This is a genomic window from Magnetospirillum sp. ME-1 (assembly GCF_002105535.1).
Taxonomy (GTDB): domain Bacteria; phylum Pseudomonadota; class Alphaproteobacteria; order Rhodospirillales; family Magnetospirillaceae; genus Phaeospirillum.
Genome location: NZ_CP015848.1, coordinates 978,663 through 992,510 on the forward strand (window position 1 = coordinate 978,663; position 13,848 = coordinate 992,510).

General features: G+C 68.1%; 18 protein-coding genes and 1 riboswitch. Of the genes, 7 read left to right on the forward strand and 11 right to left on the reverse strand.

What is annotated here, in order from left to right; all coding sequences use genetic code 11:
* Nucleotides 1-17: 17 nt before the first annotated feature.
* On the reverse strand, nucleotides 18-455 hold the full coding sequence (locus tag WV31_RS04465; RefSeq protein ID WP_237051486.1) for a hypothetical protein: 438 nt from the start codon (nucleotides 453-455) through the stop codon (nucleotides 18-20).
* A gap of 186 nt (nucleotides 456-641) precedes the next feature.
* On the opposite strand from WV31_RS04465, the gene WV31_RS04470 reads away from it, so the two are divergent.
* Together WV31_RS04470 and WV31_RS04475 are read left to right on the forward strand one after the other, a co-directional pair.
* Entirely contained in the window at nucleotides 642-1,370 is a 729-nt protein-coding gene (locus tag WV31_RS04470) for a chemotaxis protein (protein WP_085372454.1), read from the forward strand.
* Nucleotides 1,371-1,388: 18 nt separating this feature from the next.
* Nucleotides 1,389-2,147 (forward strand): MBL fold metallo-hydrolase, encoded by a 759-nt coding sequence (locus WV31_RS04475; protein ID WP_085372455.1) that lies wholly within the window; start codon nucleotides 1,389-1,391, stop codon nucleotides 2,145-2,147.
* Nucleotides 2,148-2,319: 172 nt separating this feature from the next.
* Here WV31_RS04475 and WV31_RS04480 read toward each other — a convergent pair whose 3' ends face one another.
* Genes WV31_RS04480 through WV31_RS04505 form a run of 6 tightly spaced genes read right to left on the reverse strand, consistent with a single transcriptional unit; the run spans nucleotide 2,320 to nucleotide 6,075 of the window.
* Nucleotides 2,320-3,057 (reverse strand): capsid assembly protein, encoded by a 738-nt coding sequence (locus tag WV31_RS04480; RefSeq protein ID WP_085372456.1) that lies wholly within the window; start codon nucleotides 3,055-3,057, stop codon nucleotides 2,320-2,322.
* A 38-nt stretch (nucleotides 3,058-3,095) separates the two neighbouring features.
* Nucleotides 3,096-3,362, reverse strand: coding sequence for a Bbp19 family protein (locus WV31_RS04485; RefSeq protein WP_085372457.1), 267 nt, complete (start codon nucleotides 3,360-3,362; stop codon nucleotides 3,096-3,098).
* Nucleotides 3,349-4,983, reverse strand: a complete 1,635-nt coding sequence (locus WV31_RS04490) for a portal protein (protein WP_085372458.1) — start codon at nucleotides 4,981-4,983, stop codon at nucleotides 3,349-3,351. The genes WV31_RS04485 and WV31_RS04490 overlap by 14 nt, the downstream gene beginning before the upstream one ends.
* A 2-nt stretch (nucleotides 4,984-4,985) precedes the next feature.
* The gene (locus tag WV31_RS04495; protein ID WP_085372459.1) at nucleotides 4,986-5,195 is read right to left on the reverse strand and encodes a hypothetical protein; all 210 of its coding nucleotides are present in this window, start codon (nucleotides 5,193-5,195) and stop codon (nucleotides 4,986-4,988) included.
* A 38-nt stretch (nucleotides 5,196-5,233) separates the two neighbouring features.
* Nucleotides 5,234-5,722 (reverse strand): hypothetical protein, encoded by a 489-nt coding sequence (locus tag WV31_RS04500; RefSeq protein ID WP_085372460.1) that lies wholly within the window; start codon nucleotides 5,720-5,722, stop codon nucleotides 5,234-5,236.
* A complete protein-coding gene (locus WV31_RS04505) occupies nucleotides 5,719-6,075 on the reverse strand; it encodes a hypothetical protein (protein ID WP_085375459.1) in 357 nt (118 codons plus the stop codon). Before WV31_RS04505 ends, WV31_RS04500 begins: the two co-directional genes overlap by 4 nt.
* Nucleotides 6,076-6,194: 119 nt before the next feature.
* On the opposite strand from WV31_RS04505, the gene WV31_RS04510 reads away from it, so the two are divergent.
* Both WV31_RS04510 and WV31_RS04515 read left to right on the forward strand, forming a co-directional pair.
* A complete protein-coding gene (locus tag WV31_RS04510) occupies nucleotides 6,195-6,830 on the forward strand; it encodes a S24 family peptidase (RefSeq protein WP_085375460.1) in 636 nt (211 codons plus the stop codon).
* A 57-nt stretch (nucleotides 6,831-6,887) separates the two neighbouring features.
* Entirely contained in the window at nucleotides 6,888-7,163 is a 276-nt protein-coding gene (locus WV31_RS04515; protein ID WP_085375461.1) for a hypothetical protein, read from the forward strand.
* A 6-nt stretch (nucleotides 7,164-7,169) separates the two neighbouring features.
* Here the strand turns inward: WV31_RS04515 and fabI are convergent, their stop codons facing one another.
* The gene (gene fabI / locus WV31_RS04520; protein ID WP_085372461.1) at nucleotides 7,170-7,973 is read right to left on the reverse strand and encodes an enoyl-ACP reductase FabI; all 804 of its coding nucleotides are present in this window, start codon (nucleotides 7,971-7,973) and stop codon (nucleotides 7,170-7,172) included.
* A gap of 172 nt (nucleotides 7,974-8,145) precedes the next feature.
* Nucleotides 8,146-8,224: riboswitch (SAM riboswitch) on the forward strand.
* A 50-nt stretch (nucleotides 8,225-8,274) separates the two neighbouring features.
* Here fabI and metZ point away from each other — a divergent pair.
* The 3 genes from metZ (at nucleotide 8,275) to folE (ending at nucleotide 10,690) form a co-directional block, all read left to right on the forward strand.
* Nucleotides 8,275-9,486, forward strand: a complete 1,212-nt coding sequence (gene metZ / locus WV31_RS04525; protein WP_085372462.1) for an O-succinylhomoserine sulfhydrylase — start codon at nucleotides 8,275-8,277, stop codon at nucleotides 9,484-9,486.
* 83 nt (nucleotides 9,487-9,569) lie between these two features.
* Nucleotides 9,570-9,962, forward strand: a complete 393-nt coding sequence (gene apaG / locus WV31_RS04530) for a Co2+/Mg2+ efflux protein ApaG (RefSeq protein ID WP_068428864.1) — start codon at nucleotides 9,570-9,572, stop codon at nucleotides 9,960-9,962.
* A 68-nt stretch (nucleotides 9,963-10,030) separates the two neighbouring features.
* Nucleotides 10,031-10,690: a GTP cyclohydrolase I FolE gene (folE, locus tag WV31_RS04535; protein WP_085375462.1), complete on the forward strand. Its 660-nt coding sequence runs from the start codon at nucleotides 10,031-10,033 to the stop codon at nucleotides 10,688-10,690.
* A 3-nt stretch (nucleotides 10,691-10,693) separates the two neighbouring features.
* Here folE and WV31_RS04540 read toward each other — a convergent pair whose 3' ends face one another.
* The 3 genes from WV31_RS04540 to WV31_RS04550 form a co-directional block, all read right to left on the reverse strand.
* Nucleotides 10,694-11,863: a DUF1501 domain-containing protein gene (locus WV31_RS04540; protein WP_206072584.1), complete on the reverse strand. Its 1,170-nt coding sequence runs from the start codon at nucleotides 11,861-11,863 to the stop codon at nucleotides 10,694-10,696.
* Nucleotides 11,864-11,865: 2 nt separating this feature from the next.
* Entirely contained in the window at nucleotides 11,866-13,170 is a 1,305-nt protein-coding gene (locus tag WV31_RS04545; RefSeq protein WP_145980735.1) for a DUF1800 domain-containing protein, read from the reverse strand.
* 81 nt (nucleotides 13,171-13,251) lie between these two features.
* Entirely contained in the window at nucleotides 13,252-13,845 is a 594-nt protein-coding gene (locus WV31_RS04550) for a hypothetical protein (RefSeq protein ID WP_085372465.1), read from the reverse strand.
* Nucleotides 13,846-13,848: the final 3 nt, after the last annotated feature.

Here is a 13,848-nt window from a genome sequence, read left to right on the forward strand (position 1 = left end):
GTCCCGCCCGTTTGCGTTCAATCCATGGCCTCGTAGAAGCTCTTGAACACCGACAGCCCGGAATTTCCCGCCGTCGCCAGATCGAGCAGATTCGACCCAGAGCCGGCCGACGACGACGCCCCGCGCAGTTTGAGCGCCGAGGATTGCGCCGAGGCCGCAATGGACTCGGCGGTGTCCCCGCTCATTCCGGCCAGGATGGCCGCCGCCGAGCCGCCCGCCCCCCCCATGCCCGATGCCCCCATCCTGGCCCGCTGGGTGGCCGAGGCCTTGGCCAGCAGGTCGCGCTGCTGCTGCTCCTCGGCCGCCTGCCGGCTCAGTATCATCTGGTTCTGCCGGGCCTGGGCCTCGGCCTGGGCGGCGGCCGATTTTTCCGCCGCCGACGCCTTGCCTGCCGCTCCGGCCACGGTGGATACCGCAGTGACGGCCATGGGAATCATGGTTTCAAATCCTGACATGACGATCTCCTTGTAGATGAAGGTTCCGGTCTTGCCGGATAACCTCGTGATGAAAAGACGGTTTGACTTGAATGCCCGCTGGTTGTGGCGGGTAGGCATTGTTGCGCAGGGATGCGTTTCCCTCTTCCGGGAGACCCAAAACCGATTATCATCAGCGGAAATCGGGTCTTTGCCGGACAGGCGGGCATGACAAAGCTTTCGACGACCACACGGACACGCACCCAGCGCACTGACCGGATCGAGTCCCGGGCCAATGGGTTGCTGGGCGATTGCCGCCGCGCCTTTCACGCCTTCGGCGATCTCGACGAGCTGGCCGAAAACCTGCGCATTCTGTCGCTCAACGCCGAACTGGCCGCCGGCCGGGCCGGCGACAAGGGCAAGGCGGTCCGCGCGCTGACCCAATACACCCGCGAACTGGTCAACCGCCTGGCCCAGATTCAGGGCGAGATGCATTCCTTAAGGGGCCGCACCTTCGCGTTCTCGTCCACCATCCTGCGCTGCCTCACTCAGCTGAACCTGTTCGAGCGGGCCTGCCAGCTGATCGAAGCCGAGCCGGACGGCGCGCGCCGCTGCGGCAGCGGCAAGCGGGCCTTCGCCGAACTGATGAACCTGCTGGTCGATACCCTGGACGGCATGGCCGACGCGGTGACCGACCTGTCGCGCCGCACCCACGCGGTGGAGGAGGTGGTCAGCCAGTCGGATTCCATCGCCACCAACATCGCCATCGAGGCCGCCGCCGCCGGCGTGCATGAAAAGGAGTTCCGCACGGTGTCCGACACCATGCGGACCTATGTGGACGATCTGCGCCAGATGATCGACGAGGCTTCGGACGCGGTGCGCCGCGCTTCCGAGAAGGGCGAGGCGCTCAGGCGCATCGGCCTGGATGCCCTCGACGATCTCCACCGCAACTCATAGCGTGTCAGGATTTCGCCCATGAAGTGCGTCACCCTTTTCCGTCAGGACGATCACTGCTGGCAGATGTTCGGCCAGGACCCGGACAAGCCCGACAACGTGATCGACACCAACCAGTACCTGATCCGCTCGGGTGATTCGGCCATCCTGCTCGATCCCGGCGGCATGGAGGTCTTTCCGGCCATGCTGGCGGCGCTGACCCGCGAGATTTCGGTGTCGTCCATCAAGGCGCTGTTCCTGTCGCACCAGGACCCCGACATCGGCTCGTCCCTGCCCCTGTGGCGCCGGGTGTGCGAGCCGGACATCAAGATCTATCTGTCCTGGCTGTGGTCCAGCTTCACCGCCCATTTCGACCGCGAGGCCACCTTCACCACCATTCCCGACGAGGGCATGGAGATCTCGCTGTCCCATGACGTCCGCCTGCGCTTCGTGCCGGCGCACTACCTGCACTCGTCGGGCAATTTCAACGTCTACGACCCCAAGGCCAAGGTGCTGTTCTCCGGCGACGTGGGCGCCGCCCTGGTGCCCAAGGAAAAGGCCACCGGATCGGCGTTCGTCACCGACTTCGCCACCCATGTGCAGTACATGGAAGGCTTCCACCGCCGCTGGCTGGCCTCGACCCGGGCCCGCGACGCCTGGTGCGCCCAGGTGTCCAAGCTGGACATCGAGTTCCTGGCCCCCCAGCACGGGCTGGTGTTCAAGGGCGACGACGTCAAGCGCTTCATCGACTGGTTCGCCGCGCTCGAGATCGGATCGGGCGTCGCCGCCATGAACCGTTAGGCCGACGACGATCAAGGGCCCCCTTCCAACCGGGAGGGGGCCCTTTTTTCGTGGCGCGGACACACTGTCATCCCGAGCGAAGCCGAGGGATCTCGTCCTGGAACGGCATTACCGTTCCGGCACCGGTATTCCAGGCGGAGTTTCCTCGTCTGCGGCTCGGAATGACAGGACGTCACTCCCCGTAGAGCTTGCGGAAGCCGTCGGTGACCTTGGCGATGAAGGCCGGGTCGCGGGTCTTCCAGTAGCGGGGATCGTTGATCATCTTCTTCAGCTGCTCCTCGGTGCGGCCGTCCTCGCCGGGGGCAAGGGCGGTGCCGAGCGACGGCTCCTCGGACTGCATCAGGCGATGCATGGTCTTGACCCCGTCGGCGGTGGCGGCCAGGGCGTCATAGGCCGCCTTGGGCAGGTTGGCCTTGCCCCAGGCCTTGATCTGGCGGGCGCTTTCCTGCCACTGGGCCTCGCCGCCGAAATGGCGCTTCAGGTGCTCGATCTGGCTTTCCTCGTCGTGGCACTGGGTCAGGTGCTCCATCAGGGGCAGCAGGCATTCATGGGCCAGGTCGTAGACCATCTGGGCCTGGGCCTGGGTGAAGCCGGCCTGATGCAGGCGCTGGTTCACCGCCGGCGCGCTGGCCAGCGACGGATGCCTGGCTTCGATGCGGTAATTCTCGTGGCTGTCGGGAACGCCCAGCGCCTTGCGAAAGGCGTTGACCTCATCGCCGGCGGCCTGGGGGCCGGGGACCCGCACCATGGACGAGGCGCGGCGCTCCAGATCGCGATAGGCCCGCAGCAGGGCATCGACCCGCACGGTTCCGGTGGCGGCATCCCAGAACTTGGCGGGAATGTTGTCGGGGCGGTTGCCGTCGCCGGCGGGTTCGGCGGACTCGGGGGGCAGAACGGATTGGGCGATCATGATGTACGTACTCCTGAGAAAATGAACAAGGGAATGTCCTACGCTCCGTCCCGGCCGCGCGCGGCCAGGGCCAGGAGATGCAGGACCAGATGACGCTGGCCTTCCAGATGGCGCAGCGCGTTGTCGCCGGCCTCTGGCGAGAGGCAGCGGTCGATGGTCATGGCCTTGAGGTGGCTAAGAACCGCTTCGCCGTCCGGCGTGGCGAACAGCCGGGCGGCCTGCAGGCAGAGCAGGTCCATGCCCCGGCCGTCACGGGGCCCGGCCGGGTTCTCCAGCCAGGCCCAGCCGGAGTCAGGCCGGGACATGGGCGCCTCCCTTGGGCTGGGCGGCGACGGGCGCATCCAGGTCGCGGATCACCTGGGCCAGCCCCCCGGTATCGGCCGCGGGGGCCACCTGGGCGGGAGCGGCGGAACCGGGCCGCACCAGTTCCGAGGGAACGTTGAAGGCGCGGGCCAGCCAGCGGGCGGCCGCCTCGCCGTCCACGGTGCCCTCGGCCGCCGGCCCCAGGCTGGACAGGGCGCCCAGCCAGGACAGGACGTTGCGGGCATCGCGCCGGCCCTGGTTCTGGGCCAGCGGCGAGCGGTACTGCAGGTCGACGGTCCGTCCGTCCAGCGCCAGGGCGGGAATCTCGCCCCTGCGACGCAGGATATGGATGGCGCGCATGACCAGGGGGGTCAGCAGCTCGCTCTGCAGGCGGCCATAGGTGGCCCCCAGCAGCCGCGCCATCTCGTCGGAGCGCTGCAGCACCTCGGTGGCGGTCAGCGTCGGCGCGGCGGGCTGGCTGAGCTTGTCGCCCAGCAAGGCGTGGCGGATACGCCCCCGAAGATCGTCCAGCACCAGCTGCGAGGTGTCGAACCGCCCCGGCGCGCTCAGCGGCTGCAGGCCGGCCGAGCCCACCGCCTTGGGGATGATGGTCCCGGGCACCAGCTTGATGTTGGCGGGATTGAGCACCCCGTCGTCATCGGCCTGCCAGATGCCGGTCACCGCGATGGTGGCGTTCTTCAGCACCAGCTCCACCACCTTGTTGGCGGTCTTGATGTCGGGCAGGGCCTTCATCACCGGCGAGCGGCCATAGACCTCGCCCGGCGCCTTCAGCCAGCGGAAGTTGAGGAAGGGAGAGCTGGAAAACTGTCCCTGCCCCAGGATCAGGCCCTGGGACTCGTCATCGAGCACGGCGGCGTAGGAATAGCCGCCGCGCACCGGAATCACCGCCTCGACCAGGCCGAGGCGCAGGTCGGGATCGTCGGCGGCCGCCTTCAGCACCTCCTCGGGCAAGGTGGCGCGGGGAAAGCGCGATTTCAGCGCCGCCACCGACACCTCGCTGCGGCGGAAAGTGACGTCGAGCCGCCCCGACGGCCCCTCCTCCAGCACCGCCTGCCCCAGGGGAACCGAGGTGAAGCGGAAGGCCGAGGGCTCGCCGGGCGGCGCTTCCTCGAACAGAAGCGAGGCGGTGCCGCCGGTGACGGCGTCCAGATAGCACTGGTGCATCTCGATGGCGAAGTTGGAGCGGTCGAAATGGGACTGCATCACGGCGGCGATGCGTTCCAGCATGGGCGCCAGTTCGTCGCGCTCATCCGCCGGCAGCTGGTCGCCGGCCGCCAGTCCGAACCACTGCGCCCAGGGCGGAGTCAGCTCGGACAGCAGGCTGGCGGCCAGTTGGTCGACGCAATCGGGCGCCGTGCCGTCGAACAGCCGGTCGGCCTTGCGTTCGCCCGGCACGCCGCCCTGGAACATGCCGTCACGCAGCGGCAGGGCGTAGTCGTAGCATTCCTGCCAGTGGGATTCCCAGGCTCCGCGCCGCTCCTTGGCCTTGCGGTAACGCTTCAGAAGCGCCGCGGGATCGTCGCCGCCGGGACCCAGCAGGCTTTCCCCCGGGCCGCCCCGCTCGTCACCCGCCTTGCGGTTTTTCGTCTCCTTGTCATCCATGGTCACTCTCCCAGCAGGCTTTTGCCCGCCCGATTACCCCCGGGCTGCAACAGCCCGGTTTCCGAGGTGGCGATGGTGCCCAGCAGGCCGCGCCGGTTGCGGTTGATGGCGTTGACCCGCTCTTCCGCCGCCGCCGCCTCCGGATCGGGGGCCGGCGGCAACACCACCGGAGCGGGCGGGGCCGGCGGATCGGGAGCAAAGAAACCACCCATGGCAAATCTCCTTCAGCTTGATCATGTTTTGTTCCCGGTCATGGCCGCACCGGCCCGGGCTGCGATGCAGGCGGGTGGTTCGGGCATGGTTCGGGCGTTGATTTCTGGACCATATTCCCGCAGATCGGGGCAGTCAAGGATTTTTTTCCGTTTCTCGTGAGGTGGTCGTAAAGCTGTCCCGGGGTCAGCACCCAACGGTCCTGCAGGCCCAGCACCCGCTTCACCGCTTCCACACAGGAAAAGATGCCGATCGGGCTGGCCCGGCGCGGCGGATGGCGCACCACGGTCTCCACCACGCTCAACCCCTCCTGGGCGCAGAGCCAGGCCGCCAGGTCGGTGGCGGGATCCAGGGACCACAGCTCCACCGAGGTGCGATGAGCCAGGGGATTGACGCAAACCCAGACGCCGCCCAGCTCCAGCAGGACGAAGCAGTGACGGAAGCCGGGCCGCAACAGCCGCAGCCAGCCCAGATCCGCCTTGCCCGAGAACACCACCAGGGCACGGGTGGGGGCGGGCTCGGCGCTCATGCGACGATCCCCTTGGCGCGCAGCGGCGTCTCCAGCCGGTCCAAGGCTTCGCGCCACAGCCGGCCGGTCACGGCGCCATCGCCCACCGCCACTCCGCCTTCGCCGCCGAACAACGCCAGCGCCCGCAGATGGGCGCGCCCCAGAATGCGCCGCTGCACCAGCCTGCGCACCTCGCGGGCGATGTCGTCGGGGGCGCAGGGCCGGGCCACGGCGCCGATTCCCTCGCGGAACCGCGCCCCCTCGTCGCGGGCCCGCTGGCACTGGGAATACCAGATCCAGGCATCCTCGGGGGTGGTGAAAGGCTCCTCGCCGCGATCGTCAAATGTTGACCTTATGTTCCGTTTTAGAGCCATTTTCATTCCCTGTTCGTAGGACTTTCCACCGTCAACGGATGCCTAACGACCAGAATAGAGTCAAGAAAAAGGTTTATGTTCCTGTGGCACCCGACGGCGATTTGCGGGACCATCTTCCCATGCTGAAGCACGCTGACATCTGGGCCGCCATCGACGCGTTAGCCCGTGACCACGGGCTCACAGCGTCGGCGCTTGCCCGCAAAGCCGGGCTGGACCCCACCACCTTCAACAAGAGCAAGCGCATCACCCGCGAAGGCAAGCCCCGCTGGCCCTCGACGGAGAGTGTCGCCAAGGTGCTGGAAGCCACCAACGCCAGCATGACCGCCTTCGTCGCCTATATCGAAAACGCCGTCCAGTCGCAGCCCCAGGCCGCCACCATTCCCCTGGTCGGCTTCGCCCAGGCGGGGGACCGGGGATTTTTCGACGATGCCGGCTATCCGGTGGGGGGCGGCTGGGACGAGATCCCGTTCCCCGAGATCGGCGATCCCCACGCCTACGCGCTGGAGGTCAGCGGCGATTCCATGGAACCGCTCTACCGCGACGGCGACGTGGTGATCGTCTCGCCCGCCGCCGGGGTGCGGCGCGGCGACCGCGTGGTGGTGCGCACCACCGAGGGCGAGGTGATGGTCAAGCAGCTGGTCCGCCAGACCGCCAAGCGCATCGAGCTGGCCTCGCTCAATCCGGACCATCCCGGACGCTCGCTGGCCACCGAGGAGGTGGCCTGGATCGCCCGCATCCTGTGGTCGAGCCAATAGCTCTTGCGATTATTTTCCTATTGTGGTTTGATGGCGGCCTCGCCCGAGGAGTCCGCGGTGCCCATCGCCTTTGCCTTCCGGCGGATGGACGCGGCGGAACGACGCCATGACGGCCCCATCCCGCCCGCCGACCCCGCCGCCCTGCCTTGCGGGCCGGCACGGGCGCGCCTGTTCCAGCGTCTGGCCGCCGAACAGCGGGACGATCTCTCGCGCCGGCGGCGGAACCTGAAGGCGGCCGTCCTGGCGTGCGATGCCCGGCTTGATCGCGGCCAGGAGCGTCTGCGGTTCTACCGTGACCAGGGCGCCGCCTGGGCGGCACTCCCGGCCCGATAGAATTCCTTACCCGACGATGTGGGCGCCGCCGTCGATGTACAAGGTGGTGCCGGTCACCGACTTGGCCAGATCGCTGACCAGATAGGCGGCGAACGAGCCGCAATCGTTGATGTCGGCCAGCTGATGGGTCGGCGCCTTCTGGGCGGCGGCGTCCATCAGCTCGTCGAAGCGGTCGATGCCCGAGGCGGCACGGGTCTTCAGCGGGCCGGGCGACAGGGCCAGGACGCGGATGCCCTTGGGGCCCAGTTCATGCGCCAGGTACTTGGTGGTGCTTTCCAGCGCCGCCTTGACCGGACCCATGACGTTGTAATGCTCGACCACCTTGCGGCCGCCGTAGAACGACACGGTGATCAGCGAGCCGCCGTTCTTCATCAAGGGCTCGGCCAGCTTGGCGCAGCGCACGAACGAGAAGCACGACACGTCCATGGCCAGGGCGAAACCCTCGCGCGAGCAATCGGTGACCCGGCCGTGCAGGTCGTCGCGGTTGGCGTAGGCGATGGAGTGGATGACGAAATCCAGGCGGCCCCACTTTTCCTCGATGGCCTTGAACACCGCTTCCAACTGCCCGTCTTCGCGCACGTCGCAGGGCATGTAGATGGGAGCGAACATCTGCTCGGCCAGGGGACGGACGTACTTGTCGCTCTTCTCGTTCAGGTAGGTGATGGCCAGCTCGGCGCCATAGGCGTGGCAGTGGCGGGCGCAGCCATAGGCGATGGACTGGTCGTTGGCGATGCCGATCACCAGTCCCTTCTTGCCGCGAAGATCGAGAAGCTGCAGCGGCGCCGGGGCGCCATTGGCGGTTCCATTCATGTCAGGCCCATCTCCAAAGTGTCTTGCTGCGGTGCAGCATAGACCTCCCCCGTTCCGGCCTCAAGCGGTATGACCACGCCGGCCCTGCATTTCGCACAACGGTAATATTCGGAAAACATTGAATGTTCGCCGCCCCGCCAACGGACTTGACGCTCGGCGGCGGCGGGGGCTATGTCTTTGACGTGGTGATTTGTCCGACCGGATTGCGGCCACGTAAAACATTCCGCTAAAGAGGTCCGAGTGCTCCGAATGTCGAGCCCCGGCCCGCTCCATGGTCGGGGCTTTTGTCTTCGGAGGTACCATGAACAGCAACGTGTCCAAGCCGGCCCATTCCTGGCGCCCCCGCACCAAGGCGGTGCGCGGCGGATTGTCCCGCACCAATTTCAGCGAGACGGCCGAAGCCATGTTCATGACCTCGGGCTATGTCTACGGCAGCGCCGAGGAGGCCGAGGCCAGCTTCGACGGCACGCTGGACCGCATGGTCTATTCCCGCTTCAAGAACCCCACCGTCGCCACCTTCGAGACCCGCCTGGCCGAGATGGAGGGCGTGCCCGAGGGCATGAATATCGCCTGCCGCGCCACCGCCTCGGGCATGGCCGCCGTGCATGCCGCCCTGCTCTGCCAGCTTCGGGCCGGCGACCGGGTGGTGGCGTCCAAGGCGCTGTTCGGCTCGTGCCACTGGATCATCAACGAATTGCTGCCGCGCTACGGTGTCGAGCGGGTGTTCGTGGACGGCACCGATCTTGCGGCCTGGGAAACGGCGCTGGCCAAGCCCACCACCTGTGTCTTCCTCGAGACGCCCTCCAACCCGACGCTGGAGATCATCGACCTCGCCGCCGTGTGCGAGCTGGCCCACAAGGCCGGGGCCAAGGTGGTGGTGGACAACGTCTTCGCCACTCCCATCCTGCAAAGCCCGTTCGAGCTGGGCGCCGACATCGTCGCCTACTCCGCCACCAAGCACATGGACGGCCAGGGCCGCTGTCTCGGCGGCGCGGTGCTGGGCTCGCCCGAGTTCTGCAACGACGTGCTGGGGCCCTTCCTGCGCAACACCGGCCCGGCCCTGTCGCCGTTCAACGCCTGGGTGCTGCTGAAGGGCCTGGAAACCCTGGACCTGCGCATGGAGCGCCATTGCGCCAACGCGCTCCAGGTCGCCCGCTTCCTGGAAACCCGCCCCGAGGTGGCCCGGGTGATCTATCCCGGCCTGGAAAGCCACCCCCAGCACCAGCTGGCCAGGCGCCAGATGAAGGGCTGGGGCTCCATCGTCGCCATCGAACTCACGGGCGGAAAATCCTCGGCCTACAAGCTGCTGAACGGGGTGGAGCTGATCGACATCTCCAACAACCTGGGCGATGCCAAGAGCCTGATGACCCACCCCTGGACCACCACCCACCAGCGCCTGGCGCCGGAAGACAAGCTGGCCATGGGCATTTCCGAAGGCCTGGTGCGCCTGTCGGTGGGCCTGGAGGACGCCGACGATCTGGTCGAGGATCTGGGCCGGGCGCTGGAATCCTAAAACCCCTCGATTCTGATCGGTGGACAAAGACCGATACCCACCTGATATGATGGGTGTCGGTACTTTTCCGGACGGGGAGCCCCATGTACAGCCAGACCACCCGGGACATCGAGGTGACCGTCAAGCCCTTCTATCTGGACGACCAGTCCTCGCCCGGCGACAACCATTTCGTCTGGGCCTATCGCGTGCGCATCGTCAACAAGGGCTCGCGCACCGTCCAGCTCATGCGCCGCCACTGGGTGATCACCGACGCCATCGGCCGGGTGCAGGAGGTCAAGGGGCCGGGCGTGGTGGGCGAGCAGCCGGTGCTGCGTCCCGGCGACGCCTACGAGTACACCTCGGGCACCCCCCTGCCCACCCCGTCGGGCATCATGGTCGGCACCTACGAGATGGAGGACGAGGACGGCTCGGCCTTCGACATCGCCATCCCCGCCTTCTCGCTGGACAGCCCGCACGAGAAACCCAGACTGAATTAGTCGGGCTTGTAATTGGAAGGGGGCGCCGCCACATGCCGGATCGTGACCAACGCGAAAGGAATGCCGCCGTGAGCAACGACGCCACCACCCTCTCCCTGCCCAAGGAACTGCTTCCCGCCACCGGTTCCGGCCTGAACCGGCCGACGCGGGAAGAGGCCGAAGAGGCGGTCCGCACCCTGCTGCGCTGGGCCGGCGATGATCCCGACCGCGAAGGTCTGGCCGGCACCCCCGACCGGGTGGTCCGCGCCTACGAGGAGTTCTTCTCCGGCTACGACCAGGACCCCACCGAGATCCTGCACCGCACCTTCGAGGAAACCGACGGCTACGACGAGATGGTGCTGCTGCGCGACATCCGCCTGGAATCCCATTGCGAGCACCACGTGGTGCCCATCATCGGCAAGGCGCACGTGGCCTATCTGCCCAACCGCCGGGTGGTGGGCATCTCCAAGCTGGCCCGCGTGGTGGAGATCTATTCGCGGCGTTTGCAGATTCAGGAAAAGCTCACCGCCCAGATCGCCAACACCATCAACGACGTGCTGCAGCCCAAGGGGGTGGCGGTGGTCATCGAGGCGGCGCACCAGTGCATGACCACGCGCGGCATCCACAAGCCCGGCGTCACCATGGTCACCAGCCGCATGCTGGGCGCCTTCCGCGACGACCCGGCGACCCGGCGCGAATTCATGGCGCTGATCCACAACCAGCATTCGGGCGGGCTGTCGAACGTTTAGACCTTAGGTTCGGACCAAGCCCTCCACCGGCCGCACCCCGGCGCTGTCGGGAAAGATCGTGCCGTCCAGCGCCCTGGCCGCAACGCCCAGATGGTCGCGCAGGATGGCCTTGAACACGGCGCGGGCATCCAGGGTGGGGCGCAGGTCGCGGCCCTGGTGCAGCTGCGCCTTGGCCAGCCCCGGCCAGTCGGTGAAGACCTTGCCGCCCGCCACCGCGCCGCCCGCCAGGATCATGGCGCCGCCGGTGCCGTGGTCGCTGCCGCCGGTGCCGTTCTCGGCCACGGTGCGGCCGAATTCGGAAGCCGCCACCACCACGGTGGTCTTCCAGGCGGGGCCTAAGGCGCGGGCCAGGGCGTTGATGCCCTCGGCCAGCTGCCCCAGGGGCTGGTTCATGCGGCCCAGCTGGCCGCTGTGGGTATCCCAGCCGCCCAAGTCCATCACCATCAGGCGCGGACCGTCGGCGGCGGCCATCAGGCTGCCGGCGGCGGCGGCCAGGGCGGGAAAGGCCGACGCGCCCTTGCGCTTTCCTCCCGCCATCTCCGGTTCCATGGCCAGGGCCGAATCGGCGAAGGCCTCCATCTGCACCCCTTCCTCGAAGGCTGTGGCGAGCAGGGGATCGCCGTCATAGAGCGCACGCAGCGCCGCGATGCGCGATTGCGGCAGGCCGGGCAGCGGCGAGGGAGCCCAGGACGACACCTTGGCCGCACCGCGCAGCAACAGCGGCACCGTCTGGCCCACCGCCAGGGCGGGCGGATTGCCCCTTGCCGCCACGGCGCGGTTCAGCCAGCCGTCATTGAGGGCATGGGGCCGGATGGCGCCGCTTTCCAGCACATCCTGCCCGTCGAAATGGGAGCGTTCGCGATAGGGCGAGGCCACCGCATGCACCACCGCCAGTTCCCGGGCCTGCCACAGGGGCTGCAACGGAGCCAGGGCGGGATGCAGGGCGAAGGTGGAATCCAGCCGCACCGCCCCGCTGCCGGAATCCAGGGCCAGCCCGCCGCGGGCCGAGGCATAGGCGGGATCGCCCAGGGGCGGCACCGCGTGCAGCCCGTCCATGCCGCCGCGCAGCACAACCACCACCAGACGGCGGTCGCCGGACTGGGCGGCCAGGGCGCCGGGAATGAAGCCGAAGGCGGCGGATGCCCCGAGAAAGGCGCGGCGGGAGAGATGCATGCTCATCTCCTCTGGAATTCGCGGCTGGCCAGCAGCAGGAACAGCGCGTCCGTCCCCCGGGCGCCCTCCAGGGCCTGACGGGTGGCGGGACCGGCGGCGATCACCTGCTGGGCCTCCTGGGCGGCGAAGCTCCGCCCCCGGCGATCGGCCAGGGCCCTGGCCCATTCCAGGCGGCGCATCAGGGATTCGGGGGCCATCCAGGTCTCGGCCCGGTCGGGCCAGCCGGCCGGGGACGGGGCCGACCACACCGGCTGGCCCAGCACGGCCATGGACTGCACCAGACGCCGGTCGGCATCGTCGCCCGCCTCCAACCCGATCAGCCGTGCGGTGGCGATGACCAGATCATCGGGGCTGCGCATCTTGGCCAGAGGCTGGCTCCAGGTCTCGGCGCGGGTGACCAGCAGGCGGGTCATGGCCAGCAGGTCGCCGTCGGTGTCGAGGAAGGTGCGGGCCAGCACCTCCACCAGGGCCGGCGGCGGATCGTCGGCGGCGAAGTGGCGGGCCAGCTTGGCCGCGACGAAGCGGGCGGTGGAGGGGTGGCGCGACAGCATCAGCAGGGCGCGCTCGGTCTCGACCTCGCCGCCCTCGAAGCGCTGGCCCAGCAGCATCTTGGCCCCCGGCTCGTGGCGGTTGGGGACATAGCGGAAGAAGCCGCCCTCGGGATCGATGGTCCAGCCGGTGAGAATGCCGGCAAAGGCCTCCACGTCCCCCTGGCCATAGCCGCCATCCACACCCAGCGTATGGAGCTCGAGAATCTCGCGGGCCAGATTTTCGTTCAGCCCCTTGCCCCGCTTCTGGCCGGCGGGGGAATTGGGACCGATGGACTGGGCGTTGTCCAGATAGGCCAGCATGGCGGGATGGCGGGTCACGGCGCGCAGCATGTCGTGGAAGCGGCCCAGCACATGGGGGCGGATGGCTTCGCGCTCGAAGGCGCCGGTGATAGGCGCCACCTGCTGCCGCTGGGTCGAGACGGTGAAATGGTTGCTCCAGAACCGCACCAGACGCTCCACCACCGGGCTGGGCGAGGCGATGGCGGCGCGGGTGCGGGCGGCGGCCTCGGCCATGGCCAGGCGGCGCATCTCGTCCTTGCCCAGATCGGGGTCGCGCTTGCGCTCCTTCCGGATCTCCGCCATGCGGCGAAGCGTCGAGGCGTGGTCGGGCAGACCGGCCAGTTCCGGCGGCGCCATCGGGCGGTCGAGCTGCCCCAGCACCCAGCCGCGCGGATCGGCGGCAATGGCGGCGACCTCGCCGGGGGCGGCGCCCATGCCGAAACGGGTCAGGGCGAAAAGAGCGGCTTCCTTGGACATGGTCCCGATGATGGGGGGCGAATATGGCGGGTTCAAGGCGCGACCATGCCGTCCGCGCAATTACCGATTGACCGAGGACGCCTACTTCTTGGTCTTGCCCCGGGGCATGCGCGATTCCATCAGGGCGTGCAGCTTGGTGTCGAACAGCCAGATCATGACGCCGTCCTCGCTTTCCTTCATCTGGCCTTCGTTGGTGCCGTTCAGCCAGCGGACGAAATAGGGCACCTTCTGCACCGGCGGCCCCCAACGGTCGGCCAGGAAGGCGTAGGTGCCCGGAAACTTGTCCGGGTCCTGGCGCCCGACGATCTGGAAGATGCGCTGGGTGCCCGCCTCGTCCTCGATGGTCAGGAACCACAATTCGGTGGGCACGCCGCCCACCTGGGTGGGGCGCGGGGTCCAGTTGTTCTTGCCGTCGTCCTGGAACAGGGCGCAGCGGTCCACCTTGGCGGTGACCATGGCGCCCACCATCATCAGCGGCGTCTTTTCCACACCCGGCGGCTTCTCGGCGTCCCAGCCGCACACCATCTTGGTGTTGGCGGGCAGGGCGGAAAAGCGCAGCTGGTTGGCGCGCATACCCAATTGCGCCGGCCCCAGTTCCAGGGGCCGGGTGGTGTCGGCGGCGGTCGCGGGCAGGACGGACAGCAACAGCAGGCAAACAAAAACGGCAAGACGCATGGC